Genomic DNA, 24637 nt, shown 5'->3' with positions numbered 1-24637 from the left:
ATTTCCCCGCTCCAGCATCGTCAGCGATTGCTAGGTTTGTTGTTGGCTGGAGCCAGCTCTGCATCGGGGCTTGCACAAGTGACACCTACTTCGAAGGTCTGCGTAACAGGACGCTCAATGCCTCAACGTGTGTTTATCGCGGTTGAAGGTCAAGCTGCTCATTCAACGTGATCAAACCAAGGTTAATGTCGACTGCGATTAATCCACACTCCGCGTGCCACCGTCGCCGGATCACTCCCCCTATTCCACCTTCGCCGCCTTCCGCCGCAGCACGATCGGTACGCCGCCGGAGCTTCGCTTGACCATCCATTGTGCGAGGGCGGAGTCCATGTAGGTGGCGTGGCCAGGGAACCACTCCTCCAGGGCACGCGCAAGGCGGCGGGCAACGTCGATATCGCCGGCTGCAACCAGTTGTTGCACCTCTCGCACCGAGGCCATGACCTTGTCGTGCTCGTCGACATGGCAATCGCGGGCAGGGTAATCGCCCGAGTTCATCCATGCGGCTTCTTCACTGAAATGATGTTCGGCGTGGGCGGCGAAGCGATCCAGCAATGCAGGAAGCGCTTCGTCAGCAACAACCTGCATGGCATGTACGATATCGACGAACTCCTCGTGAATATCGTCCATCGGCCCATAGCCGAGCAGAAGCTCATCACTCCAGATAAGGGGGCTTTCGCTCACGACTGATCTCCCTTCAGGTATTTGGCAGGACGTTGCCCGCCGACATGCCGACGATGGCAAGAAACTCGCGCCGGGTTGACGCATCCTTTCGAAAGGCGCCAAGCATGCGACTGGTCACCAGCCCCACGCCCGGCTTGTGTACGCCGCGAGTAGTCATGCATTGGTGCGAGGCTTCAATGACCACTGCGACACCCTTTGGCTGGAGCACCGAATGCAGGGTATCAGCGATCTGCACCGTCATCTTCTCCTGAATCTGCAGGCGCTTAGCGTAGATTTCAACCAGTCTGGCAAGCTTTGAAATACCCACGACCCGGCGATCAGGGAGGTAGCCAACGTGAGCCTTCCCGATGATCGGCACCATATGGTGCTCACAGTGGCTCTCGAATCGGATGTCCGTCATGACGATCATTTCGTCGTAGCCATCAACCTCTGAGAAAGTGCGGGAGAGGATCTCGGCAGGATCCTGAGCGTAGCCGGAAAAGAACTCCTCGTACGACCGCACCACACGCGAAGGCGTATCAAGCAGCCCTTCACGTGCCGGATCGTCTCCGGCCCAGCGGATCAGTGTGCGCACCGCAGCTTCGGCGTCCGCGCGACTGACGTCGCTGGTGTGGTCGGTATCGGTTGCCACTCGTTCGTTCGTCATTGCGTCATTCCTTGTACATTCCGATCGACGGTGTTCAGACGGTATTGAATCTGGCCACCGAGTGATTCAGTTTGAAGACCACTTCGCGCAGACGTTCAACCGAGGCCTCGACATCTGCCGCAATACCCTTGCCCTGTCCGGCGATGCTGGAGAAGCGCTGGCAGCCAGGACAAGGATCGCAAGCCAGCCTGCGCGCCACTTTGGCTTGCGGAGGCCGAATTACGCACTTCTTCAGCGTTAGCCGAAATAAGCGCAAGATTTGCCACCATCTGCTCGACAGAAATTGCCGTTGTAACCGCAGCATCAACCTGCACATGCGCGCCTTCGGCGACGTCGCGTGACGCTGCCACAAGCTCCTCTACGGAACTCCCGATTGTCGAAGAAACCCGCGCAACCTGCCGTCTGTCGCATTCTTTTCGACCGATCAGAGTGAGCGCGCAATGATCTCTTTCATGATCTCCGATGTTCCGCCGTAGATCCGTGCAACCCGTGCGTCAACCCAAGCACGGCTGATCTTGTACTCGCTCATGAAGCCGTAGCCGCCATGGAGCTGAAGCAATTCATCGAGCACCTTGCCTTGCATCTCAGAGCCCATCAGCTTGCACATCGCGCCAACCTCGGGCGACAGTTCTCCACGCATCGCCTTGCCCAGGCAGTCATCCACGAATACGCGCAACATGGTCGCCTGTGCCTTGCATTCAGCAAGCTTGAACTTGGTATTCTGAAAATCGAACACGGTCTTGCCAAAGACCTGACGTTCGCGCACGTACTGCAGCGTGTCCTCTATCAGGGCCTCGATTGATGCGGCCGCGCGGATGCCGATGATGGTGCGTTCCCATGCAAGCTGGTGCGTAAGGTAACCAAAACCCTTATTCTCGTCCCCGAGGCGGTTTTCTGCTGGGACACGCACGTCGTCAAAGAAGAGCTCAGAGGTGTCCTGGCCCTTTAGCCCGATCTTCTCAAGCAAACGGCCCTTGGAGAAGCCCGCCCGATCCGCCTCGACGCAAATGAGGGTGAGCTCCTTTGCATTCGGGTCAAGCTTGGTGGCGGTGACCATAAGATCGGCGTTGCCGCCGTTGGTGATAAAGGTCTTCTGGCCGTTGATGACATAGTGGTCACCATCCCGGCGCGCACTGGTTCGCATTGAGCGGAGATCGGATCCGACGCCTGGCTCACTCATCGCTATCACGCCGATCATCTCGCCTGACACCATCCGCGGCAGCCACTTCTGCTTCTGCTCTTCGGTGCCATAGGCAACGATGTAAGGCGCGACGATTTCGGAGTGGGTCGTAAAGCCAATCGCAGTCGCGTTGACCCGAGCAAGTTCCTCGATCATCACGGCGGAGTGGCCAAAGTCTCCACCGGCACCACCGTACTCCTCAGGTACGGTGGAACACAGCAAACCAACCTCACCCGCCTTGCGCCACACCGATTTGGGAACGATGCCAGCCTGTTCCCACTCGTGCAGGTGGGGCACGATCTCGTTTTCGATGAAGCGCCGCGCCATTTCGCGGAACATTTCGTGGTCTTCCCTGAATACCGAGCGCATCCTTCTGTCTCCTGACTATTTTTGTGCCGGTGCGCGTTCAGCGTCCGGTGAATTCCGGGTCGCGCTTCTCCAGGAAGGCTGCGACCGCTTCCGTGTGGTCTTCGGTGTGATGTGCCAGCGCCTGAAAGGCTGCCGACAGTTCAAGCAGCGAATCGAGGCGCATATGCTGCCCCTCGCGCAACAGGCGCTTGGTGAGGCGCAGACCGTGCGACGGGTTGGACGCCATCCGCCGCGCAAGCGACATCGCTGAGGCTTCAAGTTCGGCAAGCGGAACGACTTCAGTGACCAGCCCCCAGGCCAGAGCCGTCTGCGCATCGATCATGTCGCCGGTCAGCGCCATCAAACTGGCCTTGGGCATACCGACAATGCGAGGCAGCAGCCAGGCACCGCCGTCTCCTGGCACGATTCCCAGCTTGACGAAACTCTCGGCGAATTTCGCCGTGTCGGCGGCAATGCGTACGTCACACATGCAGGCGAGGTCGAGCCCCGCGCCAATGGCAGGACCGTTCATCGCTGCGATGACGGGTACATCCAGGTCATAGAGGCATAACGGGATACGCTGGATACCGTTACGGTAGCTCTCGCGGACCTCATAGGGCGAGCCCGCAAAAATGCCGCCGCGGTCACGCATGTCCTTGACGTTGCCGCCAGCGCAGAAGGCCGGCCCGTTGCCCGTGAGCACGACAACCTTCACGCTGCGATCTGCGCGCACCATGGCGCACAGATCGACAAACGCCTGCATCTGTGACGGTTCGGAAAGCGCATTCCGGGTTTCCGGACTATCCATGCGTACGACAAGAATGGCGCCATCGCGCTCAGTGATGAGAAATGGCTTCATACAGTGACTTCCTTGGCTTCAGCAAGCGCGCCGCATGTGATGGCTGGCCAGAGCGAGCCCGAGCCGCCTGCACAAATGGCACGTCCGAGTTGCTGCGACCAGTAGGTGAGCGAGCCATACTCGCTGCGCCATGACCACAAGCGGCGGGTAGTGAGATGCAGCGCATGTTCGTGAGTAAAGCCGATCGCGCCGTGAACACCGTGCGCCACGCTGGCAGCAATGCCCGCAGCCTCGGATGCGCAGATCTTGGCTGCCATCACCTGCAGAACTGCAAAGGTGTCGCCCGATTCGGCAAAGGCCGCTTCGGCAGCCATGACCGATGCTGCGGCATGCTCGGAGAGCACTGCAATCTGGTGCTGGATCGCCTGAAAACTGCCGATCGCCTTGCCAAACTGAACGCGCTCTCCGGCATAAGTCGAAGTGAGGTTAAGCGTCGCCTCAAGTGCGCCAGCGATCTGCGCAGCCCGCAACATAGCGCCGCCAGTCTCGAGTACCCGCGTACCCACCGCGGTCGGCAAAGCCGCCGCAGCAAGCGGTTTCACCGACGCAAACACAAACGTGTCGCGCGCTTCGCCCGCAGTATTGGCGCTAGGCTCGAGCCCTGCTGCCTCAACCGACAAGAGCACCACCGTGGGCACTTCTCCTTGGGCAATCGCCACAATTCGGGAAACCTCTCGCCCCCAGGGCACACCCGTCACAGAGCCGCTGACAACCCCATTCTCAATTCTCAGATCGCCAGCAGAAGCAAAGCTCAATGTACCGGCAACGCCTTCAAGACCACTCGCGCCCAGCAACCAGTTGGCAAGCATCGCCTCAGGCAGTGGCACGGGAAGGTTGAAGCGACCGCAAAGCCGGATGATCCCGCAGACATCGGCCCAACTGGCGCCGGCGCCGCCGAGCTCCTCGGGAACAAGTGCCATGGTGAAGCCAGACTCCTCGATGTTCTGCCACAACTCGGTAGGCCAGTTGCCGCCTTCGGCGGCTAGAACGACATCGACGGTGACGAGATCCGAAAACAGGCGCTCGAGGGTGGAATCAAAAATCTCTCTCATGTTCAACGTAGCCCCAGTCCGCGCGCAATGATGCCGCGGAGAATCTCCCGCGTACCGCCGCGCAATGAAAACGATGGCGCCATCTGGGTCAGATAGGCGAGAACCTGCGCATGGTCGCAACCGCCCGCCGATGTTGGCGGAAGCTCGCACAGCAATTGCGCCAATTCGGGAATCTCCTGCTCGAATACTGCCCCCAGATCCTTGACGACAGAGGCTTCCCAGGCAGGATTTTTTCCAGCTGCCAGCTGCGCAGTTACAGCGAGCGACATGTGGCGCAAGGTCACTAGTCGAGCAGCGAGGCGGCCAATTTCCTTGGCCTGGAGCGCATCGGGATGCTTTCCGACCGCATCGATCAGGGTATGCAAAAGTGCTATGGAACTCAGAAAACGCTCGGGGCCACTGCGTTCGAATGCGAGCTCGGCCGTCACTTGCGACCAGCCCTGCCCCTCGGTGCCGATAATGGCGTCGTCACCCACCACGAGATCGTCGAAGAACACCTCATTGAAATGCTCAGAGCCCGTCAAATCCTTGATCGGGCGGATGGTGATACCCGGAAGACTCAGGTCGATGATGAACTGTGACAGGCCTTCCTGACGTTTGCTGTTCTCACCGGTTCGCACCAACGCGATCATGTAATGTGAGCGATGGGCATTGGTGGTCCAGACTTTTTGTCCGTTGATGACCCACTTTTCACCCTTCCGAACCGCACGGGTCTTGATCGATGCAAGATCCGACCCCGAGTTAGGCTCGCTCATCCCGATACAGAAGAATTGCTCACCACGGCAAATCGCTGGCAGGTGACGGTCCCTTTGAGCATCGGTGCCGTAGTGAAGAATCTGCGGCCCGCTTTGGCGGTCGGCAAACCAGTGTGCAGACACAGGCGCCCCTGCGGCGAGCAACTCTTCGATCACGACGTAGCGCGCAAATGGGCTCGCATCGCCACCGCCGTAGGCTTTGGGCAAGGCCATGCCAACCCAGCCCTGCGCACCCAAACGACGGCTGAATTCGGCATCGAAGCCCATCCACGAATCTGCCCGGCGGATCGTCGGATAGTCCTTAAGTGCATCTGCAAGAATGGCGCGCACATCGCCGCGCAAAGCCTCGGCTTCAGGCGGAATACGGCTGTATTTGAACTGATCTATGGACATGATGCGTTCGCATATGAGCCGTCAGCACATGGAGACGGCGTTGGATACGCGACCCACGCCGTCAGCGACGGCGCAGGCCCCGAACAGAACCGGGAGCGGAAACGCTTCCGGTGCGGGGACAACAACTCAGAGCGCGGTCTGAGCGTCTGCCGAGGCGAACATCTTGTTGATGTCACCCGAGGTCACCGGCTTCGTCGGATCGCGTTCAGGGGCGGCACCGCCGAGTCCGAGCGCCGGCTCAATGCTGACGTGACCGGCCTGCGCGCGCAGCGCACCCACTGTGCAGTTCTCGCGCCCCAGAACCGCGAACGGGTCATAGGAAAACTCGCGCATCGCGTTGAGGTGAGTGATCTTGTTAATGATCTCTTCAGGCAGATGCTTTGCCTGATTCCAGAACACATCTGCGGAATTCGGCCAGGTGCAGTCCGAATGCGGGTAATCGCATTCCCAGGTCACCTTGTCGACATTGATCGAATCGAGGTTGCGCAGACCGAACGCGTCTTCAATGAAGCAGGTGATGAAGTGCTCATTGAAGATGTCGCTCGGCTTTTTGCCGCCGAAGTTTGAGTTGGTCCAGGCGTGATGGTGGTTATGGGTGAAGTCAGCACGCTCAAGCAGATAGGGGATCCATCCGATGCCGCCCTCTGACAGCGCCATGCGCAGCTTGGGATACTTCTTCCACATCGGCGCCCAGATCCAGTCGGCAGCCGAGTTGGAGATTGAAATCGGCATCGAGGTAATCCACGCATCGATGGGCGACTCGTCGGACGCATGGGCGGCCTTGACGCCCGTGCCGATGTGGCAGCAGATGACCACGTTGTTTTCTTCGCAGGCTTGCCACAGCGGATCCCAGTGCGCGTTGTGAATGGACGGATAGCCATGCACGGTGGGGTTGTCCGAGAGGGTAAGCGCGTGCACGCCTTGCGCGGCCATGCGGCGAACCTCGGCAGCAGCAGCCTGCATATCCCACCATGGCACCATCATCAGCGGGATGAAGCGACCCGGCGCAGCGTTGCACCAGTCGTGCAGATGCCAGTCGTTGTAGGCCTGGATTGCAGCAAGACTGACGGCCTTGTCGGGCATAACCTGGAAGCGCTGCCCGGCAAAGCCAGGAAAGGTCGGGAAACAGATCGAACCGAGCACGCCGTTGGCGTTCATGTCTTCGACGCGGGCCTTGATGTCCCACGTACCGCGACGCATCTGCTCGTAAGAGAGCGGCTCCATGCCGTACTCCTCCTTGGGCCGACCAACAACCGAGTTCAAGCCCATGTAGCCGGTGGCCTGCTCCTCGAATACCCAGATATCGCGCCCATTGCGATTCTCGACCTTGGGTTGGCGACCTTTGTACTTCGCGGGCATGTGGCGGTCGAAGGCACCGCGCGGCTCAATCGCATGGTCATCAACGCTGACGAGGATCAGGTCTTCCATTTGCATCATGTGTCTCCTCTTGGAGTTGGGTTCGCGTCACATGCGCGAACTGTTATCGAGCCTTCATCTTAGAGCATGAAAGTCATTTTGTTAAACACTTTTTTTAATATTGTTCATATTAAGAGCGGTGCAAACGACCTCGTTGCAGATCAAACGACTCTGACCCCTTTGAAACGTACCCGCAGGGCGCAGTACTTGAATTCGGGGATCTTGCCGAAGGGGTCGAGGGCGGGCTGGGTGAGCAGGTTGGCGGCGGCTTCGACGTAGCAGAAGGCCATGAACACCGAGCCGCGCTGCACGCCTTCGTCGGCGCGGACTTCGAGCTCGATCTGGCCGCGACGGGTTTCGAGCTCGACGTGCTCGCCATGGCTGACGCCGGTTTTTGCCATGTCGTCCGGATGCATGCCGCACCAGGGCACGGGGTCGAGCGCGTCGAGCACCTCGGCGCGGCGCGTCATGCTGCCGGTGTGCCAGTGTTCGAGCACGCGACCGGTGATGAGCACCATGGGGTAGTCGGCATCCGGCAGTTCGGCTGCGGGCAGCGGCGTGACTGGGACGAAGCGGCCGAGGCCGTTGCGGGTGGGGAAGTCGGTCTGGAACAGCACCGGTTGCGACGGCGCCTCGACCGCGATTTTCGGCGCGACCACGGCGCCCTCGCCTTCGAGCGCCGCCCAGGTGATGCCGGCGTAGCTGGGCATGGCACGGGTGAGTTCGCCGAAGATCTCGGCCGGGCCGGCGTAATCCCAGGCCAGCCCCATGCGTTGCGCGATCTGCTGGATGATCCACCAGTCCTGCCGTGCCTCGCCGGGCAGTGGCAGTACCGGTTGCGACATCTGCACCAGACGGTCGGTGTTGGTGAAGCTGCCGGACTTTTCGTACAGGCTGGAGGCGGGCAGCACGACGTCGGCGAGCATTGCGGTTTCGGTGAGGAAGATGTCCTGCACGACGAGGTGTTCGAGCCCGGCCAGCGCGGCACGGGCGTGTTCGAGATCGGGGTCGGACATCGCCGGGTTCTCGCCCTCGACGTACATGCCACGGATGCGCCCGGCGCTGGCGGCGTCCATGATCTCGACCACGGTGAGACCGGGTTCTTCTGCCAGCTTCGCACCCCACAGGGATTCGAAGCGGGCGCGTACTTCGGGCTCGGCCACGCGCTGGTAGTCGGGGAACATCATCGGGATGAGACCGGCGTCGGACGCGCCCTGCACGTTGTTCTGCCCACGCAGCGGATGCAGGCCGGTGCCGGGGCGGCCGATCTGGCCGGTCATCAGCGCCAGCGCGATCAGGCAGCGCACGTTGTCGGTGCCGTGGGTGTGCTGCGACACGCCCATGCCCCAGAAGATGATGCTGTTGGGGCCACGGGCATAGGCGCGGGCGACTTCGCGCACGGTGTCGGCCTCGATGCCGGTGATCGGCGCCATGCGCTCGGGCGGGTACTGCAGGGCGGCGTCGCGGAAGGCATCGAAGCCTTCGGTGCGGGCAGCGATGAAGGCCGGATCGGTGAGGCCTTCTTCGATGATGACGCAGGCCATCGACAGCAGCAGCGCCACATCGGCATCGGGGCGGAACTGCAGCGTGCGCCAGGCATGGCGTGCGAGCGGGGTCTGGCGCGGGTCCATCATCACCAGCTTCGATCCGCGCTCTGCGGCGTTCTTGATGAAGCTTGCCGCCACTGGGTGATTGGCCGCCGGGTTGGCGCCGATGACGATCATGAGATCGGCAAACTCGACGTCGCGCACCGGGTTGGACACCGCACCCGAGCCGATGCCTTCGAGCAGCGCCGCCACCGATGAGGCGTGGCACAGCCGGGTGCAGTGGTCGACGTTGTGGGTGCCAAAGCCGGTACGCACGAGCTTCTGAAACAGGTAGGCCTCTTCGTTGCTGCCCTTGGCCGAGCCGAAGCCGGCCAGCGCGTGCGGGCCGTGCGCGCGCTTGATGCGGGCGAGCCCTGCGGCGGCGAAGTCGAGCGCCTCTTCCCAGCTGGCTTCGCGGAAGGCGGCGAGCGGGTTGGCGGGGTCGAGATTCACGCCCTTGGGGATACCGGGCTTGCGGATCAGCGGCACGGTGAGGCGTTCGCGGTTACGGCTGTAGGTGAAACCGTAGCGGCCTTTAACACACAGCCGGCCAGCGTTGGCGGGGCCATCGCGGCCTTCGGCGAAGACGATCTTCTGCGCGGCACCCTCGCCCGCCACATGGTAGGTGAGCTGGCAGCCCACGCCACAGAAGGGGCACAGCGAATCGACCTTGCGCGTTGGGACGTAGCGCGCAGCCGTCGCCTCTGCCACGGCTGCGTTCGCGCTGACGGTCGCCGGCAGCAGGGCGCCGGTCGGACAGGCCTGCACGCATTCGCCACAACCGACACAGGTTGAGCTGCCCATGCTTACGTCGAGATCGAACACGATCTTCGAGGCTTCGCCACGGTGGGCGTAGCCGATGACGTCGTTGACCTGTTCTTCGCGGCAGGCGCGCACGCAGCGGTTGCACTGGATGCAGGCGGCCAGATTGACGGCGATGCCGGGGTGGCTGATATCAGCTGCAGGCTGCTCGCGCGGGGCAAAGCGGCTGGCGCCGACACCAAGCTCGTCGCACCAGTGCGCGAGTTCGGAGTCGACTTTCTCGGTTTCGGGTGCGACGTCAGCACGCAGCAGCTCGAGCACCATGCGCTGAGAGGCACGGGCGCGATCGCTTGTGGCCTTGACCTTCATGCCGGGCTTGGGCGCACGGCAGCATGACGGGGCGAGCACCCGCTCGCCGTCGATCTCGACCACGCAGGCGCGGCAGTTGCCGTCGGCACGCAGTCCGTCTGTGTAGCACAGGTGCGGAATATCGACGCCGGCGCGGCGGGCGGCGAGCAGGATGGTTTCGCCGGGGGCGGCCTCGACGGTCTGGCCGTCGAGCTCGAAGGCGATGGTGTCGGTGGCGAGGGTCCCAGTGGTGAAGGTCGTCATGCTGCGCCCTCCCCTGCGCGCGCATCGGCTGGCGTGGCACCCACCTCATGCGGGAAATAGCGCAGCACCGAGCGCACCGGGTTGGGCGCGGCCTGGCCGAGGCCACAGATCGAGGCGTCCATCATCGCGCTGCCCAGTTCTTCAAGGAGCGGCGCATCCCACGTCTTCGCGGCCATCAGGCCGGCGGCCTTGGCGGTGCCCACACGACACGGCGTGCATTGGCCGCAGGATTCGTGGGCGAAGAAGTGCATGGCGTTCTCGGCCAGCGCACGTGCCTTGTCCTGCTGCGAGAACACGACGATGGCAGCCGAGCCGATGAAGCAGCCGTAGGGCGCGAGCGTGTCGAAGTCGAGCGGCACATCGGCGAGGCTCGCCGGCAGCATGCCGCCCGAGGCGCCACCGGGGAAATAGCCGTAGAGTTCGTGCCCCGGCTCCATGCCGCCGCAGTGCTCGTCGATGAGCTGGCGCAGGGTGATGCCGGCATCGGTGACGATCACGCCGGGCTTGGCCACGCGGCCGCTGACCGAGAAGCTGCGCAGGCCCTGACGGCAGTTGCGTCCGCGCTTTTCCAGCCAGTCGTAGCCCTGCACCAGGCTGGTGTCGACGATGTCACGCACCCACCACAGGGTTTCCGGGTTGTGCACCAGCGTCGGACGCCCGAAGAGGCCCACTTCGGCCACATAGGGCGGGCGCAGCCGCGGCATGCCGCGTTTGCCTTCGATCGATTCGATCATCGCCGACTCTTCGCCGCAGATATAGGCGCCCGCGCCCCGGCGCACTTCGATCGGCGGCAGGTCGGGCCAGGCTGCGCGCACCTTGTCGAGTTCGGTGATGAGCATTTTGCGCAAGGCGGGGTATTCGTCGCGGATGTAGATCCAGATCGCGGCGATGCCGACCACGCGGGCTGCTATCAGCATGCCTTCGATGAAACGGTGCGGATCGCGCCCGAGGTAGTGGCGATCCTTGAAGGTGCCGGGCTCGCCCTCGTCGATATTTACTGCCATGTTGCGCGGCGCCGGCTGCGCCATCACCGTCCGCCATTTGCGCGCCGCCGGAAATCCCGCGCCGCCAAGGCCCCGCAGGATGGCGGTGTCGAGCACGCCGAGCACCTCGTCGACGTCGTGTTCGCCGCTGCGCATCGTTTCATAGAGGTGGTAGCCACCCGCCACGCGGTAGGCGTCGAAATCGATGATGTCAGGCGCGGGTTCGACGCGATCATCGGCGTCCACCACGGCCATCACCTTGTCCGCACTCGCCTGATGAACGGGGTTCTGCCCCACAACCGCCACCGGCGCGCAGTCGCAACGCCCGACGCAGGGTACGCGCTGTATCCGCACACCCGCGCCGAAACGGCCTTCAAGCGCCCCAGCCAGTTCTTCGCCGCCGTGCATCGCGCAGGTCAGCGAATCGCACACCCGCACGGTGAGCCCAGCCGGCGCGGCCTCGCCCTCAGCCACGACATCGAAGTGATGATAGAAGGTCGCGACCTCATACACCTCGGCCCGCGCCAGCTTCATCGCCTCGGCCAGTGCCGCGAGGTGATCCGCGAACAGCGCACCGTGCGCATCCTGCAGACGGTGCAGATACTCGATCAACCGGTCGCGCTGCGGCGTCTCGCCCGCAAGCGCAGCCTGTGCCGCAGCACGGGCGGCAACATTAAGCGGGGGAAGATTTGGACCTCTGGCGAGTCCAGTTTGGACAGACATCTAGACAATCCTTGGTGCTACGGTCTTCATCCAACAGCACGCTTCCCATGCGAAGGGAGCGCACGAAAGGGCAGAGCCCGAAAACCATCATGAGGTCTCCCCCATGGGCAATCGGGCTCGACTAGCCGTCTCCTCGGTTAATCCCAGATGACCCTGACTGAATGCGGCCCTCGCAGCTGCGCACCAGTAATACGAGGCGCGGGAAAGTCAGGATCCAGGCGTATGTTGGGCAGCAAATCGAGCACTGCATTGAGCGCCACCTGCAATTCGGTCTTGGCAATGAACTGACCGATACACATGTGCGGGCCAAAGCCGAAGCCGAAAGACGGTTTGAGCTTGCGATCGATATCGAAGGTTTCGCTGTTCTCGAAGACCTCTTCATCGCGGTTGGCCGATGAGACGATGCATTGCACCATTGCGCCCTTAGGGATAGGCATGCCCGCAAGCTCGATATCCTCCGCTGCCTGACGCACCTTGAAGGTTGCCACCGGCTCAAAACGGATAGCCTCATCGATAGCCTTGCCCACGAGACTGCGATCATTGCGGATCCGTTCGAGCAACTCGGGGCGTTCAAGCAGCAGCACCATCAGTGAGCCAAAGGTACGGGTTGTGGTTTCACCCGCAGCAGGCAGCAGCGAGCGAACAAAAGTGGTGATCTCGTGGTCGTCGAGCTTGCGGCCTTCGTACTCGGCACGAATCAACCGACTGATCAGATCGTTGCCTTCGGCGCCATTGCGCCTGACCTCGACCACAGCCTCCATGACTGCATCGTAGAGTGCTTTCGCCGCCTCCATTGCAGCCTTGCGTGCGAGCGCAGCCCTCTCGGCGTCGACCTGAGGGCCGGCAAGAATCGCCAGCGCCCATGCCGCATATTGCTTGACCTTCTCTGGCTTATCGTCGGGAAATCCAATCAGTGCATAGATAAGGCGAATCGGAAAATAGAGCGCAAACTCCATCAGGTCAGCTTTCTTCTCCGACACCATTGGCAGGAGATACTCGTTGCGCACGATCGGGTCCATCTTGCTGTCGCGCCACGTATTGACGACATCCGGCATGAAGATCGGCTGCAGCAGTCCCCGAGCCTTCTTGTGTGCCTCGCCATCCATACCGGTAAGGATCAGGCCGTCGAAAAAGGCGCCGAGTCCCTCTGCGATGAATCCACTGGTGTAGTGGGTCGCATCGCGCAACACGTTCATCACGTCCTTGTACTTGAACACGGTGTACGTGGGCCGATTGGCATCAAGGCCGGCGATGTTCGGGACACCGAGCTTGCCCATGAAGTTCTCGGCAATGATGGGCGAGTTCTTGCGCATCTCGCGATAGATCGCGTTGAGATCGACGTCCTCGCCACGATAATTATCAGCCACCCCGGCAAATGCATCCTCAAGCGTCACATTCTTGGCATTGTTCATGATCTGTCTCCTCGTCGGCTTACTGTCTTGACGGTCCCGGCGGGATTTGCACGGGCCCGCCTCGACGTTTATTGAACACTTTTTAGAATAGTGCCTTATATCTTATCAGCCGCCAAGTAACTATTTAGCGCGGACCATCCGCCTCCGCTAACCTGCCCTAGTCATGTGCTGCCGCAAGGCGCCGGGCCTCCAGGCTGCCAATACCGAGTGAAACCGCCATCACCCAGAACAGCGCAGCCGCACCGACGCTCGCGCCGATCAGGCCAAAGATCAGCGGCATCCCCATCATCGACAAATGAACGGACATCGAGCGCAGCGCGAGTGCCTCACCGTGATGCTGTCGTGGCGTAACATTGTGCAGAGTGGTCAGAATCGCCGGTTGAATCGCGCCTAATGCGATCCCCAGCACTGCCGCACAGCCCGCCATCGCCCATGCACTTTCGAGCAAGGGATAGAGGGCAAACACAAGACAGGTCAATGCCAGCGCGCCGGGGAGCAGGTGACGGCGAGGAAGGTGCTCCGCAATGAACGGAATTACCAGGCGCACTGCCATCGAGGCCACAGCGTAAGCAGCAAGCACCGCGCCCAAGGTCGATGCACTCAGGCCGCGCTCCACGCCAAGCACGGGAAGGGCAAAGCCGTGCACATCCCAACTTGCGGAAACAAGCCAGTTTATGAATAGCAGACGTGCGAAACCAGGCATTCTCAGTAGCTCTCGCACCGAATACTTTTTCCGTACGCTGGCATCGATGGCGACCGGCACTTCATGTGGAACGGCGCACGTAACAAGGAGCGAAATCACCGGCAGCATGGCAAGACCGACGAAGGCAATACGGAAGCCGAAGTGATCGATCAACGTGCCCGCCAGCAGCGGGCCAAGCAGTGCAGCAAGCGCGGGAGCCAAGGCAATCCAGCTGAACACCCGCAACCGGTCCGCGTCGTTGCGCGCAAACCGGCTTGCCGTACGTTGAATTGCGATCATGCCGAAGCCGGCGCCACCTCCGCATAGTGCAGCCGCAGTGCATAGCCCGGCAAAACTCGGCATCAACGCGCCGATCACAGTGCCACTGAGCGAGAGTGCGGCTGCGATCCGGACAGGAAAGTGATAACCCCGACGATCCGCAAGACGTCCGGCCGAAATCGCAAAGAGGGCCGGAATAATGGCGAACATCATCATCACCACGCCAACCGACCATGCGTCATGGCCCATTCGCAGAACCGAGAGCGGAACCGCCAGACGAGCACCCTGCAGGCACGCATGCAGACCTACCTGGCAAACGATCAAGGCAAAGAGCGCACCGCGCATGGGGTTGCTATCAGTAGTCAGCTCCGCGGGCTCTGCATTCACGCGGCAGCGCTCATCACATCATTCCTCGTAGGCCTGCTGAACGTAGGTCATGCGTCCTCCGGCCAGCATCAGTGCGCAGAACATGTTGAGTTCGACAATCTCGGCTGCCGTGAAATGCTCACCCAATCGCTTGAAGATGGAATAGTCGATCGACAGATAGTCACCGGCAAAGAGTTCGGCATAACGCAACGCGACCTGCTCTGTCGGAGAGAAGCGCGGATCGTCGCTGCCGAGGCACGAAATATCCTCCTCGCTCACATCATCGTTTTTCCGCGCGACCTGGCAGGCTTTACATGTCGTGATTGCAGCGATCCTCAGCCGCACCAACTCCCTTAGACGCGCATCAAGTACTCCGTGCAAATGCATTGTCTCAAGTGCCGCAAGCCAAGCCTGCGCAATGTCAGGGCGATGCGCCCAGACTTGCACTGGCACAGGGGAGCTCAGCATCCGGTTTGCAAGACCTTTCGCGACAGCGTCCGCAAGTGCGGGCGGCAACTCGTCGAGTGGAACAGGCGGAATACGCGCCACAGATTTCTCCTGCAAGAATGGAGGCCTGAGTCAAGCAGTGTAGCGTCAGGCAAATCCGCGGAATTGCGCGAGATCGACTTCTGCGCTCGACGGCGGCTGGAGGAAATAGCACACCGAGAGCCTGCCAGGCGAGAAGCGGTAGGTTTCGATGCTCTCGATCACTAGATCAGTGCCACGGATGCAGTTGCGATGATGTACCGCGACATCGTCGCCGTTGATGATGGTGTTGAGCACCTCAAGCTCGAAGCGCTCGTTGTGCTTGTCCCACATCTCCTCGATGACAAACCACCCGTCCTGCTGTTCGTCACGTCCGGCGTATGCAATATCGAGCGCCTCTGATGCGACTGAGCGATAGTGCGCCATGAAACCAGGCTTGTCGTGGGCGTTCCAGCACGTCACCTGACCGCGCATGAAGCGCTCGATTGCTGCGGGGTCCACACGTCCCATCGCTGAGGCCTCCTTTTTATTGATCACTTTATATTTTTGTGTACAACTTTATCTGACGCAGACGTGCCTGTCGATAGCGCCCAGATCATGGGTGACGAATGAAGTAGCGAACGGAAAGTGTGCCGTCCTCGCCAAACCGATAGACCTCGATAGTCTCGATGGCCATGCTCGCACCCTTCACCTTGTTCCGGTTATGGCAGGCTGCTTCGTTGGCATTCACGATCATCGTGACCTCTTCAATCTCGATCTTTGCATTCTGCTGCTCCCACATGCCCTCAAGAACTGCCCAGCCGTCTGCTGCCGGACGGCCGACATACTCGATCGACAGGCCTCCCGGAGCGGCTTCACGATAGGCAGCAAGAAAGCCGTCTTTATCATTACGATTCCAGCAGGAAATCTGCGTGTGAATGAAGTGCTCAATTGCGTTCGCGTCGATACTCATGTCCAGTCCTGTCAGTGGGTTGAGAAGGGGGTATCGCAGCTCAGAGATCGCATCCATACCGGTTACGTGCCGAACCATTTCGACGATCCGATTCGCCCCAGGCCATCCAGCGATCGGGCTCGCGCTCGTCACCTACTTTTCGCCATCGCCCCTCCTGCTGCGCGGTGATGGGAAAGCCTCCGACGAAATCCATCATCTCTCCCTTCGGATCGGGTAAAAACTCCCACGCTTCCTTGCCATCGACAACGATACGGGCGTATTCGGCAAAGTAGCTGCCGTCCTTGTGTCGCACTTCGCCCTCGATGTCGGTCGTGCAGTACACCTCGCCGCGATCATTCTGGAAGATTGCATAGCCGAGATTGTCATGGCCCACCATGAACGAGCCCGCATCCCAACTGCCGTCCGTGTAAATTGTGGCAAAACTCCACCAGATGACGTGCATCTTGTTGTTCACTACAAGGTCTTTCTGGAAGTGAATGGCGCCTCCCTCTGCCATCCAAGCCTGATCGAGCGCGATCACCCCCTTCACAGGGCGTCCTTCGCAAGTACCAGCCACATCGTAGAGTTGTGATACGTAGAAGGTGCCCCAATGCTCACCGGGTAAATACCACTGCATTCCATTTCCGATCAGCGAGCCGGCGATGTCGAGGAGGCCGTCCTCCTTCCAGCTGAAACGCTCCCCGGAAGCGGTGATCAGCCACGGCTCACCCGGCTCTCCGTCAATGCTCGACCAGCACGCCGTATCGCCTTCGAGCCAGCGCTTGGGAAACATTGTCATCGCCCGCGGTGCGATCCGTTCCTTGTCCACGCGGATATGGGCGTTATCAATCCGTGTCGACTGGTAAATGAATTTGGTCGGATTCGGCGTGCTGTTGGGAGCATTGACCGCGCGCACGACTGAGTAGATATGCCCCTCCTCGTCCCGTACGCTACCGAACGGCATGTGCTTTGTGAGCTTTAGCCCGAAATGGTCTCGTAGGTCCGCCAGCTTGGTTCCGCTCACCTTTTGCGGGGCAACCAGGCATTGATAAGCGAAGTCGCCTCGCTGAGGGATTGTCTTGAAGGTTCTCATGGGCCGCTTCCTGCCTCAATCCCAGATCACGTGCACATGGGATGCGCCACGCAACTGGGCACCCTCGATCACCGGCGGCGGCATGTCAGGATCAAGTCGAATGTTAGGGAAGAGGTCGAGGATAGAGTTGATCGCACAGGCGATCTCGACCTTAGCAACAAACTGACCGATGCACATATGCGGCCCAAACCCGAAGCCGAAACTAGGTTTCTGCTTGCGATCAATATCAAACACATCCGGGTTCTCGAAAATCTCGCCGTCGTGGTTCGCCGAGACAACCAGACACTGCACGAAAGAACCCTTTGGAATCTTCACGCCGTAGAACTCCACGTCCTTGGCGACCTCGCGCACCTTGAACGTTGCCAGTGGCTCGTAGCGGATGGTCTCGTCGATCAGCTTGGGCACCAGGCTGCGATCCGCCTTGATGCGCTCAAGCGTGCCCGGTGTGTTGAACAGCAAGGTCAGCACCGACCCCAGGGTACGCGTCGTGGTCTCGCCCGCCGCAGGCAGTAGCGAGCGCACGAAGGTAACGACCTGATGGTCGTCGAGCCCCTCGCCCTCGTATTCCGCACGCAGCAAGCGGCCGATCAGGTCGTCACCCTGGCTGCCTGCGGCACGCCGTGCAACAACGACCTCCATGATTGAGTCGTAGAGCATCTTGGCTGCAGTGCCAGCATTACGGCGGGCCTCTTCCACCTTGGTCGGGTCAATCTGATTCCCACCGACCATTGCCAGCGTCCAGGCGGCGTACTTCTTGTACTTGTCGGTATCCTGGGTCGGAAAGCCCATCAGGGCGTACATGATGCGGATAGGAAAGTAGAGCCCGAACTCCATCAGATCGGCCTTTTTCTGTGGCACGAGTGGCTCCAGAAAATCCTTCCTGATCAGCGTTTCCATCGTGTCACGCCACTTGTTCACGGTGTCGGGCATGAACGCGGGCTGCAACAGCGCGCGAACGCGACGGTGTGCCTCTCCGTCCATGCCTAGAATGAACAGACCGTCGCTGAAGGCAGCGCCCAAGCCCTCGAGAATGAAGCTGTTTGTGTATGTGGTCGCATCACGCAACACATTCATCACATCGTGATAACGAAAAAGCGCGAAGGTCGGACGCGTACCCTGCTGCAAACCCGCATTGGTTGGCACGCCAAACTGCTTGATGAAGTCACCCACAAAAATCGGAGACTTGTCACGCATCTCGCGGCAGGCTGCGTGGATGTCTCCAGTACCCTTGTAGGTGTCGGAAACAGCCGTATAGGCACTCTTCAGGTCGAGGTCGTTCAGATCGCTGCTCAATTCAGTCTCCTTGTTATGCTCACATGGCACTGGGCCGTAAAATATGATCATTTTTTTAGTTTCTGATCACATGTTATCGTGAGATCGTCCACCAAGACTGAATCTGGGCCGCGCTTCGTTTGACCTCGAGTCAAGTGCGTTACGCTTGTCCTTATGTCCTACCCTTTCAGAATCCCATGACAAACTCAGGCAAGCCGTCAGAGCGTCCATCCCCCGACAAACGCGAGACGCTGAGACGAATTGCGGAAGCGGCGCGCCAGGCCTTTGCGGCCAAAGGCCTTGCAGATGCGCGTATCGATGACATCGCTCAGGCCGCGGGCGTGACAAAGCAACTCGTCTATCACTACTACCGAAGCAAAGAGGAGCTTTTTGCGTGCGTGCTTGACGAATCATCGGCAACAACTATGATCGATCTGGTCGCCATCGAACTGGACCAGTTTCCGCCGCGAGAGGCGCTGCGCACGTTACTCAATCACATGATCAGCCCCTATAGCGATCCAATGCTGAGCGCACTCGCCCAAGAGGGAATTCGCTATCACGAGAATCACATCACACCGCGCAACAGCTTTACGGATCTCGCTCCCAAGCTGAAAGAAAAGATGCGCGACACCATCGAGCGTGGTGTCAGGGCCGGCGAGTTTCGGTCGGATGTCGATCCAGACCTCTTCCTCGCTGCCGCGGTGCAAACAACGACAAGCGCCTACGTGAGTCGCTACACGGTAGCGACCCTGTGCGGACTCGATTTAAACCGCGACGAGGATGCCGACATCTGGCGGCGCTATTCGGTGGATTTCGTAATGGCTGCAATCGAGGCAAAGCGCAGTGACTGCCATTCACTAAAGCGTCCTCTGCCACCCGAGCAGCGGAACTGATCTGAAACCGCCACACCTCCGCCGTACGGGCACACCGAGGATCAAGCAGCCAGGAACCGCTTCACACGACCAGCGGCAATACGGCCGGGCAATCCGTTGACCCCGCCACCAGGATGAATACCCGCGCCGCCGAGAAACAAACCTGCGATGGGCAAGGTGTCGCCACCAAGACCCGCAGCAGGGCGCATTGATGAAGACCGGGTCGTACTGGTGTCGATATGCACGACACAACCACGATGTACATTTAGCCTTGCGGCCAAATCCGGTGCGGCTTCGATGCGTCGGGCGATTTCGAACTCCTTAAGGCCTTCCATGTAGTTGGCAGCCTGATCCACCACCTGCTGCGCAACCGTGTCGCGAAGAACCTCCCAGCCCTCACGCGGCTCGACCGGCATGGCGACGGGGTAGAGGTAGGCGACATCCTGTCCTTGCGGTGCCTGTGTCGGATCAACGGCAGTGGGGGCCGTAACCCACATGTACGGCTGATTCGAGACCTCTCCGCGAGCCGCGCAGCGGAAGTTGTCCAGCACGCCTTCCGAGGTACCGATCAGAATCACGCACTTGCGCAAGCTGATCCCATCGTTCCGTTTTGCTTCGAGACGTTGATAGCTAACCAGTCCGTTGAGCGCGACATCGACCTTTAGCGGGGATGCACCATGCGCGTTCGACGGGGCCAGCGCAACCCGCGTCAACGTGCGACGGTCGAGCGCTCCCGGAGTAACCATCTCCAGCGCCATCTTGGGATGAATCGACGCAACCACGGCACGGGCCTTAATGAGGCGCCCGTCCTTCAGCCGGACACCGGTCGCCTTGCCACCTTCCGCGACGATTTCAGCGACTGGTGCAGAAAGTATGATCTCACCACCAAGCTCGGCCAACCGCGCACCCAGCGCATTCGACAGCGTCTGCATGCCGCCCACAGCGCGTCCAAGACCGAAGCGATGAATGAATCCGAGCAAAGCGAAGTAAATCCCAGTCGCCTCGTTGGCGATCGGCCCCGCCGCGCCAAGCAAACAGCACAATGCCGATTGCACGACGGGATGCTCAAAGCGCTCCATGATCGAGGTGTAAGCCGGACTACCAACCAGCGCCATGATCTCAGGCTTGAGATGACGATTTCGTAGCACGGCCTTAAGAGCCTGCCACTTTGCTCTGAAATTCCGCTGCATCGGATCAACACGCATCATGGGCACGGCCATGTCGACAAAAGCATTGACCAGTGTCATTAATGACAGAAATTCCTCGGCATCGTGCGCCGAATAGCGTGCGATCTCATTTGCGGTCTGCGCCGGGTCTCGCCAGAAAATCAGAGAACTGCCGTCTGGATGCGCGTAGACGTAACCCGGCGACATCTCGACCTGACGAAATCCATGCCGCTCAAGCTGCAACTCCTGAGGCATCATTGGATGAACACGCAACGACATCAGGTCGAGTGCGCATGGATGAATCAGGTGTTGCGGCGCCTCGGGAATGAGGTAACCACTGGAGGCCATCCCTCCGACTTTGTCTCGGGCCTCTATGACGATCACGCGCTTGCCTGCCTCAGCCAAATAACAGGCGGCAGACAAGCCATTGTGACCACCACCGACAATTGCCACGTCGTACTGGTTGGACGTATTCATGCAGTCTCCTTCCGGGGGGCCGGATCTTCTTCTTTGATGGCAGTGTTCGATTGAACATGCAATAAAGATTGAAGCACGCCAGCGGAAGGGACAAAGAAGTTCGGTTTGACGTCAAGTCAAAGCGCCCTTCAGACAGACGTCAGCGTCGTGCAATACGCCCCGACATCAACATGGAGGCAAGCCGCTCAAGACGACGTGGCAGATTTTTCCGCTCGGGACCAGCGGGAACAAGTTGCTCACTGAGGATGTAGCGAACAAGGAGTTCGCAAACAAGCTCACGATCAAGAACGATTCCTGCCCGGGTCTCCCAAGCATCAAATACGAGACTTAGCGCATCCTGGAAACGGACAACCGAGTCATGGAAGATGCGCTGAAACCAGCGCATCGCATACTCAGGTGCAACAATCAGCAGGCGCCTTGAGCGGCTGTTCTCGAGGTAGTCATCGATAAAGCGGACTACCGCCTCAAAGCGCTCATCGGGGTCGACGTAGGGCTCAAGCGCCTCACCAAGGGCCTTATGAAAGCGGTCGCGCTTGTGGCGCGAAAAAGCATCAAGCAAGTCTTCTTGTGAGGAAAAATAGCGGTAGAACGTACCGCGGGAAATCCCCGCTTGGACACAGACGTCGAGTATGGAGATTCGATCCGCCCCTGACTGCAGAATCACTTCTTCTGCAGCAGCAAGAATTGTTTGAATGGTGCTGTCGGATCGCCGATTCCGGCGTACCGCCCGCACCTTGCCAGTCCCCGCGTCCGCGCCAGAGGCCTTTCTCGTGCGCGCGCTCTTCGGCGCTACGTCACCCTCAGGCATCGCGCTCACATCCTCCATTGCTACGTCTCCCTTTTTCATAGCCGGATTGTAGCCTTCTCGCGAAAGCGAGGCATCACTTCGCCCAGGCGACCGAAGTCTTTCCGTTGTTTGTTTGACAGTTTTACGTTTTATGTTTATGTTTTGCATCCAAAATCATTCTAACGGCACGCAAAGCCCGGTAGGGCATCCCTTGGGCACAGGAGACGAGAGCATGGCAGGCATGGGTAATCCGGAATCATGGTCGGTTGGTCAGCAAGATACGGTAATTGCTGCGCTGGATCGCGCAGTCGCCGCACACTCTGACCGGGTTCTGCTCGATTTCGGTGGCGAGCTATTCACCTACGGCGAGCTAGATCAGCTTTCTACGTGTTTTGCAAACTCGCTCGCAACGCTCGGCGTCAAGTCTGGCGATACAGTGCTGAGCATGCTCGACAACAACATCGACGCGGTTACCAGCTGGTTGTCGATCAACAAACTGTGTGCCGTAAGCGTGCCAGTCAACACGGCTCTTCGAGGCGAGTTCCTGCGCCACCAGATCGCCGATTCCAAAGCTGCCATCGTCATTTGCGAAGCGGCCTATCTTGAGCGGATTGCACAGGTGGCAGACGGGCTGTCAGATGTGCGTCTAATCCTGTACCGAGGCGTCGCAACCGAGCTTCCGCCCTGCTCAATTCAGATGGCACCGCTGGATGAGCATCGCGGTTCAGACCAAACTCCAATCGAAACCAAGCCCAACCCTTGGGAGCTTGCATGCATCGTCTATACGTCTGGAACAACCGGACCTTCCAAAGGGTGCATGCTCAGCTACAACTACATGTGTAATCTTGCGCGCCTTCAATTGCGTGCAGGTCCAGCTACAGAGAACGATGTGACGATCACACCGCTTCCGCTATTCCATATGAACGCGCTGTGCGTTGGAATTCTGTCGAACATCATGGTTGGTGCGCGAGTTGCAATCGTACAGCGATTCTCGGTATCGAATTTCTGGCAGGAGGTCGAGCGCAGCGGCGCCACCATCGCGTCAATCCTCGGAGGTATGGGTGGTCTGCTCGCCCTGGCACCCGACAACGAGTCCATGAAACGCTGTTTCGGCCAGATCCACACCGTCAGAGGAAACCCATTTACAGAGGACTCGAAGCGAATCTGGCGTGAGCGCTTTGGCGCAAAGCAAGTGGGGGGCAACGGCTACGGCCTCACCGAGGCAAGCGTGATCACATCGCTGCCTGGTGGCGAATATGCAGCGCCAGGCTCGTCAGGCAAGCGCATTGCGGATTTCGATGTGCGCATCGTTGACGACCTCGACCGCGAACTACCCGCCAACACGCCGGGCGAGATCGTCGTCAGACCCCAGCGCCCAGATATCATGTTCATGGGATATTGGGGACGTCCTGCCGACACGATGAAGCTGATGCGCAACATGTGGTTCCACACGGGCGACATCGGAAAATTCGACGACGAAGGTTTCTTCTATTTTGTCGACCGCAAAAAGGACTACCTGCGGCGTCGTGGGGAAAATATCTCCAGCTTCGAAATGGAGGCAGCCTTCGCCGCTCATCCCTCAATAGAGGAAGTCGCGGTTCACGCTGTTCCATCGGACAAAGGCGAAGACGACGTCAAAGTCACTGCCATCCTCAAACCAGGCTGTGCTCTGAGCCCAGAAGACCTGTTCAAATGGGCCGTCGATTCCGTTCCCTATTACGCCCTGCCCCGCTATATCGAGTTCCGCGACTCAATGCCCAAGAATCCGCAGGGTCGCGTTCTCAAGTATCAATTGAGAGACGAAGGAAAGACCCCGAACACTTGGGACCTTGAAACGACTGACATCAAGGTCAGCAAACGATAGTTGCGACGACGCCCGCACAAAGGAATCGATCATGAGCATTTTTACCCATGTAACCCTTGGCACTTCGGACCTCGAGCGTGCCAGGGTGTTTTACGATGCCGTACTCGAACCACTGCACATGAAGCGTTTAATGCATGTTGAAGGCAAGGCTTGCGCTTGGGGTCACGAGCACCCCCAGTTCATCGTCCTCTACCCACGCGACGGAAATACAGCAAGCCATGGCAACGGCACAACCATTGGCCTGTTGGCGCCAGACCGTTCGTCGATCAGAGAGTTTCATCGACGTGCCATGGAGCTCGGCGCAACCGATGCAGGCGCCCCAGGGCCACGCCCATTCGCGCCAAACGCATACGCCGCCTACATCCTCGATCTGGACGGCAACAAGGTGGTGGCCTCCTGCCGAGAGCCAGAGGCATGAAACCAGAGGAGAGCTACCGAACTCGACTCAAGGTACGTTGCTTCAGGAAATACAAATCAGATCAGCACTCACTGAAAAATACCGTAATAGAGCCTGAACAGCTGAATACATACCTTGCTCGCACCGTCTGACGATCTTGAAATATCTACCGGCGACACTCCCCCAAAGTGTTTCGATGGCGTCGTCAGATACTGCACCGCAGCGTCCGAGTCAGACCATACATCGTGCGCAAGTTCGTCGATATACGACGCACGTTCGTCCTCCGATAGCCTTGAGAAATCAGGCAGCGTCTCACAGTCCATGGCACGCCTCCTCGTAAGTTTCATCGCTGCAGTATCTCGTAGACACATCCTAGTTACAGCCCGAGGGGCTACCAACCGGTAGCGTCTTGATCACAAGCCGGCGTGTTTGCAAAGAGCTTCAAACAAGGTACTGAAATCATTAGAAAAGCATCTCAACAAACACTCACATTGGCAAACACATATTTGTTTCATTGTGGTCCCAGAACGGGATGAAAAGGTTGTTGCCAACCGCCG

22 protein-coding genes are annotated in these 24637 nt (G+C 59.6%); 3 read left to right on the top strand and 19 right to left on the bottom strand.

Annotated elements, in window-relative coordinates; translation table 11 throughout:
- Window positions 1-240: 240 nt before the first annotated feature.
- From CEW83_RS02480 to CEW83_RS02405, 16 genes are all read right to left on the bottom strand, one after another.
- Window positions 241-681 (bottom strand): bacteriohemerythrin, encoded by a 441-nt coding sequence (locus tag CEW83_RS02480; RefSeq protein WP_234418962.1) that lies wholly within the window; start codon window positions 679-681, stop codon window positions 241-243.
- 13 nt (window positions 682-694) lie between these two features.
- Window positions 695-1327, bottom strand: a complete 633-nt coding sequence (folE, locus tag CEW83_RS02475; protein ID WP_108947930.1) for a GTP cyclohydrolase I FolE — start codon at window positions 1325-1327, stop codon at window positions 695-697.
- Between the two features lie 424 nt (window positions 1328-1751).
- Entirely contained in the window at window positions 1752-2846 is a 1095-nt protein-coding gene (locus CEW83_RS02470; RefSeq protein WP_199915190.1) for an acyl-CoA dehydrogenase family protein, read from the bottom strand.
- A gap of 67 nt (window positions 2847-2913) precedes the next feature.
- The gene (locus CEW83_RS02465) at window positions 2914-3714 is read right to left on the bottom strand and encodes a crotonase/enoyl-CoA hydratase family protein (protein WP_108947928.1); all 801 of its coding nucleotides are present in this window, start codon (window positions 3712-3714) and stop codon (window positions 2914-2916) included.
- Window positions 3711-4766 carry an acyl-CoA dehydrogenase gene (locus tag CEW83_RS02460; protein WP_108947927.1) on the bottom strand — a complete coding sequence of 352 codons (1056 nt, stop codon included), beginning with the start codon at window positions 4764-4766 and terminating at the stop codon, window positions 3711-3713. The genes CEW83_RS02465 and CEW83_RS02460 overlap by 4 nt, the downstream gene beginning before the upstream one ends.
- Before the next feature lie 2 nt (window positions 4767-4768).
- A complete protein-coding gene (locus CEW83_RS02455) occupies window positions 4769-5914 on the bottom strand; it encodes an acyl-CoA dehydrogenase family protein (RefSeq protein ID WP_108947926.1) in 1146 nt (381 codons plus the stop codon).
- 126 nt (window positions 5915-6040) lie between these two features.
- On the bottom strand, window positions 6041-7351 hold the full coding sequence (locus CEW83_RS02450) for an amidohydrolase family protein (protein ID WP_234418961.1): 1311 nt from the start codon (window positions 7349-7351) through the stop codon (window positions 6041-6043).
- Window positions 7352-7491: 140 nt separating this feature from the next.
- Entirely contained in the window at window positions 7492-10290 is a 2799-nt protein-coding gene (gene fdhF / locus CEW83_RS02445; RefSeq protein ID WP_108947925.1) for a formate dehydrogenase subunit alpha, read from the bottom strand.
- The gene (locus tag CEW83_RS02440) at window positions 10287-11996 is read right to left on the bottom strand and encodes an NAD(P)H-dependent oxidoreductase subunit E (protein WP_108947924.1); all 1710 of its coding nucleotides are present in this window, start codon (window positions 11994-11996) and stop codon (window positions 10287-10289) included. Before CEW83_RS02440 ends, fdhF begins: the two co-directional genes overlap by 4 nt.
- A gap of 137 nt (window positions 11997-12133) precedes the next feature.
- The gene (locus CEW83_RS02435) at window positions 12134-13408 is read right to left on the bottom strand and encodes a cytochrome P450 (protein WP_108947923.1); all 1275 of its coding nucleotides are present in this window, start codon (window positions 13406-13408) and stop codon (window positions 12134-12136) included.
- Window positions 13409-13565: 157 nt separating this feature from the next.
- Window positions 13566-14714 carry an MFS transporter gene (locus tag CEW83_RS02430; protein ID WP_108947922.1) on the bottom strand — a complete coding sequence of 383 codons (1149 nt, stop codon included), beginning with the start codon at window positions 14712-14714 and terminating at the stop codon, window positions 13566-13568.
- 60 nt (window positions 14715-14774) lie between these two features.
- Window positions 14775-15284: a carboxymuconolactone decarboxylase family protein gene (locus CEW83_RS02425; protein ID WP_234418960.1), complete on the bottom strand. Its 510-nt coding sequence runs from the start codon at window positions 15282-15284 to the stop codon at window positions 14775-14777.
- A gap of 45 nt (window positions 15285-15329) precedes the next feature.
- Window positions 15330-15731: a hypothetical protein gene (locus CEW83_RS02420; RefSeq protein WP_108947921.1), complete on the bottom strand. Its 402-nt coding sequence runs from the start codon at window positions 15729-15731 to the stop codon at window positions 15330-15332.
- A gap of 85 nt (window positions 15732-15816) precedes the next feature.
- Entirely contained in the window at window positions 15817-16173 is a 357-nt protein-coding gene (locus tag CEW83_RS02415; protein ID WP_108951145.1) for a hypothetical protein, read from the bottom strand.
- A 40-nt stretch (window positions 16174-16213) separates the two neighbouring features.
- The gene (locus CEW83_RS02410; RefSeq protein WP_108947920.1) at window positions 16214-17245 is read right to left on the bottom strand and encodes a hypothetical protein; all 1032 of its coding nucleotides are present in this window, start codon (window positions 17243-17245) and stop codon (window positions 16214-16216) included.
- A gap of 15 nt (window positions 17246-17260) precedes the next feature.
- Window positions 17261-18538: a cytochrome P450 gene (locus CEW83_RS02405; protein ID WP_199915189.1), complete on the bottom strand. Its 1278-nt coding sequence runs from the start codon at window positions 18536-18538 to the stop codon at window positions 17261-17263.
- Window positions 18539-18714: 176 nt separating this feature from the next.
- Here CEW83_RS02405 and CEW83_RS02400 point away from each other — a divergent pair, with 176 nt between their 5' ends.
- A complete protein-coding gene (locus CEW83_RS02400; RefSeq protein WP_234418959.1) occupies window positions 18715-19410 on the top strand; it encodes a TetR/AcrR family transcriptional regulator in 696 nt (231 codons plus the stop codon).
- Window positions 19411-19451: 41 nt separating this feature from the next.
- Here CEW83_RS02400 and CEW83_RS02395 read toward each other — a convergent pair whose 3' ends face one another.
- Both CEW83_RS02395 and CEW83_RS02390 read right to left on the bottom strand, forming a co-directional pair.
- Complete coding sequence (locus CEW83_RS02395; RefSeq protein WP_108947918.1) at window positions 19452-21032, bottom strand: phytoene desaturase family protein; 1581 nt, start codon at window positions 21030-21032, stop codon at window positions 19452-19454.
- A gap of 139 nt (window positions 21033-21171) precedes the next feature.
- On the bottom strand, window positions 21172-21858 hold the full coding sequence (locus CEW83_RS02390) for a TetR/AcrR family transcriptional regulator (RefSeq protein ID WP_199915269.1): 687 nt from the start codon (window positions 21856-21858) through the stop codon (window positions 21172-21174).
- Window positions 21859-22051: 193 nt separating this feature from the next.
- On the opposite strand from CEW83_RS02390, the gene CEW83_RS02385 reads away from it, so the two are divergent.
- A complete protein-coding gene (locus CEW83_RS02385; RefSeq protein WP_108947917.1) occupies window positions 22052-23683 on the top strand; it encodes an ATP-dependent acyl-CoA ligase in 1632 nt (543 codons plus the stop codon).
- 31 nt (window positions 23684-23714) lie between these two features.
- A complete protein-coding gene (locus CEW83_RS02380) occupies window positions 23715-24101 on the top strand; it encodes a VOC family protein (RefSeq protein ID WP_108947916.1) in 387 nt (128 codons plus the stop codon).
- A gap of 68 nt (window positions 24102-24169) precedes the next feature.
- Here the strand turns inward: CEW83_RS02380 and CEW83_RS21725 are convergent, their stop codons facing one another.
- Entirely contained in the window at window positions 24170-24403 is a 234-nt protein-coding gene (locus tag CEW83_RS21725) for an antitoxin Xre/MbcA/ParS toxin-binding domain-containing protein (RefSeq protein WP_159099363.1), read from the bottom strand.
- Window positions 24404-24637 lie beyond the last annotated feature (234 nt).

This window comes from Parazoarcus communis (assembly GCF_003111645.1).
Lineage (GTDB): Bacteria > Pseudomonadota > Gammaproteobacteria > Burkholderiales > Rhodocyclaceae > Parazoarcus > Parazoarcus communis_A.
The sequence above is the reverse complement of the archived record's forward strand: the minus strand, read 5'-3'. Positions and strand labels throughout refer to the sequence as shown.

Coding starts and splice junctions, on each gene's coding strand:
- CEW83_RS02465 (WP_108947928.1), bottom strand. CDS start 3,714: ATGAAGCCATTTCTCATCACTGAGCGCGATGGCGCCATTCTTGTCGTA.
- CEW83_RS02455 (WP_108947926.1), bottom strand. CDS start 5,914: ATGTCCATAGATCAGTTCAAATACAGCCGTATTCCGCCTGAAGCCGAG.
- CEW83_RS02435 (WP_108947923.1), bottom strand. CDS start 13,408: ATGAACAATGCCAAGAATGTGACGCTTGAGGATGCATTTGCCGGGGTG.
- CEW83_RS21725 (WP_159099363.1), bottom strand. CDS start 24,403: ATGGACTGTGAGACGCTGCCTGATTTCTCAAGGCTATCGGAGGACGAA.
- CEW83_RS02470 (WP_199915190.1), bottom strand. CDS start 2,846: ATGTTCCGCGAAATGGCGCGGCGCTTCATCGAAAACGAGATCGTGCCC.
- CEW83_RS02390 (WP_199915269.1), bottom strand. CDS start 21,858: ATGGAGGATGTGAGCGCGATGCCTGAGGGTGACGTAGCGCCGAAGAGC.
- CEW83_RS02415 (WP_108951145.1), bottom strand. CDS start 16,173: ATGAGTATCGACGCGAACGCAATTGAGCACTTCATTCACACGCAGATT.
- CEW83_RS02450 (WP_234418961.1), bottom strand. CDS start 7,351: ATGATGCAAATGGAAGACCTGATCCTCGTCAGCGTTGATGACCATGCG.
- CEW83_RS02385 (WP_108947917.1), top strand. CDS start 22,052: ATGGCAGGCATGGGTAATCCGGAATCATGGTCGGTTGGTCAGCAAGAT.
- CEW83_RS02430 (WP_108947922.1), bottom strand. CDS start 14,714: ATGCGCGGTGCGCTCTTTGCCTTGATCGTTTGCCAGGTAGGTCTGCAT.
- CEW83_RS02460 (WP_108947927.1), bottom strand. CDS start 4,766: ATGAGAGAGATTTTTGATTCCACCCTCGAGCGCCTGTTTTCGGATCTC.
- CEW83_RS02410 (WP_108947920.1), bottom strand. CDS start 17,245: ATGAGAACCTTCAAGACAATCCCTCAGCGAGGCGACTTCGCTTATCAA.
- CEW83_RS02420 (WP_108947921.1), bottom strand. CDS start 15,731: ATGGGACGTGTGGACCCCGCAGCAATCGAGCGCTTCATGCGCGGTCAG.
- folE (WP_108947930.1), bottom strand. CDS start 1,327: ATGACGAACGAACGAGTGGCAACCGATACCGACCACACCAGCGACGTC.
- CEW83_RS02440 (WP_108947924.1), bottom strand. CDS start 11,996: ATGTCTGTCCAAACTGGACTCGCCAGAGGTCCAAATCTTCCCCCGCTT.
- fdhF (WP_108947925.1), bottom strand. CDS start 10,290: ATGACGACCTTCACCACTGGGACCCTCGCCACCGACACCATCGCCTTC.
- CEW83_RS02380 (WP_108947916.1), top strand. CDS start 23,715: ATGAGCATTTTTACCCATGTAACCCTTGGCACTTCGGACCTCGAGCGT.
- CEW83_RS02400 (WP_234418959.1), top strand. CDS start 18,715: ATGACAAACTCAGGCAAGCCGTCAGAGCGTCCATCCCCCGACAAACGC.
- CEW83_RS02395 (WP_108947918.1), bottom strand. CDS start 21,032: ATGAATACGTCCAACCAGTACGACGTGGCAATTGTCGGTGGTGGTCAC.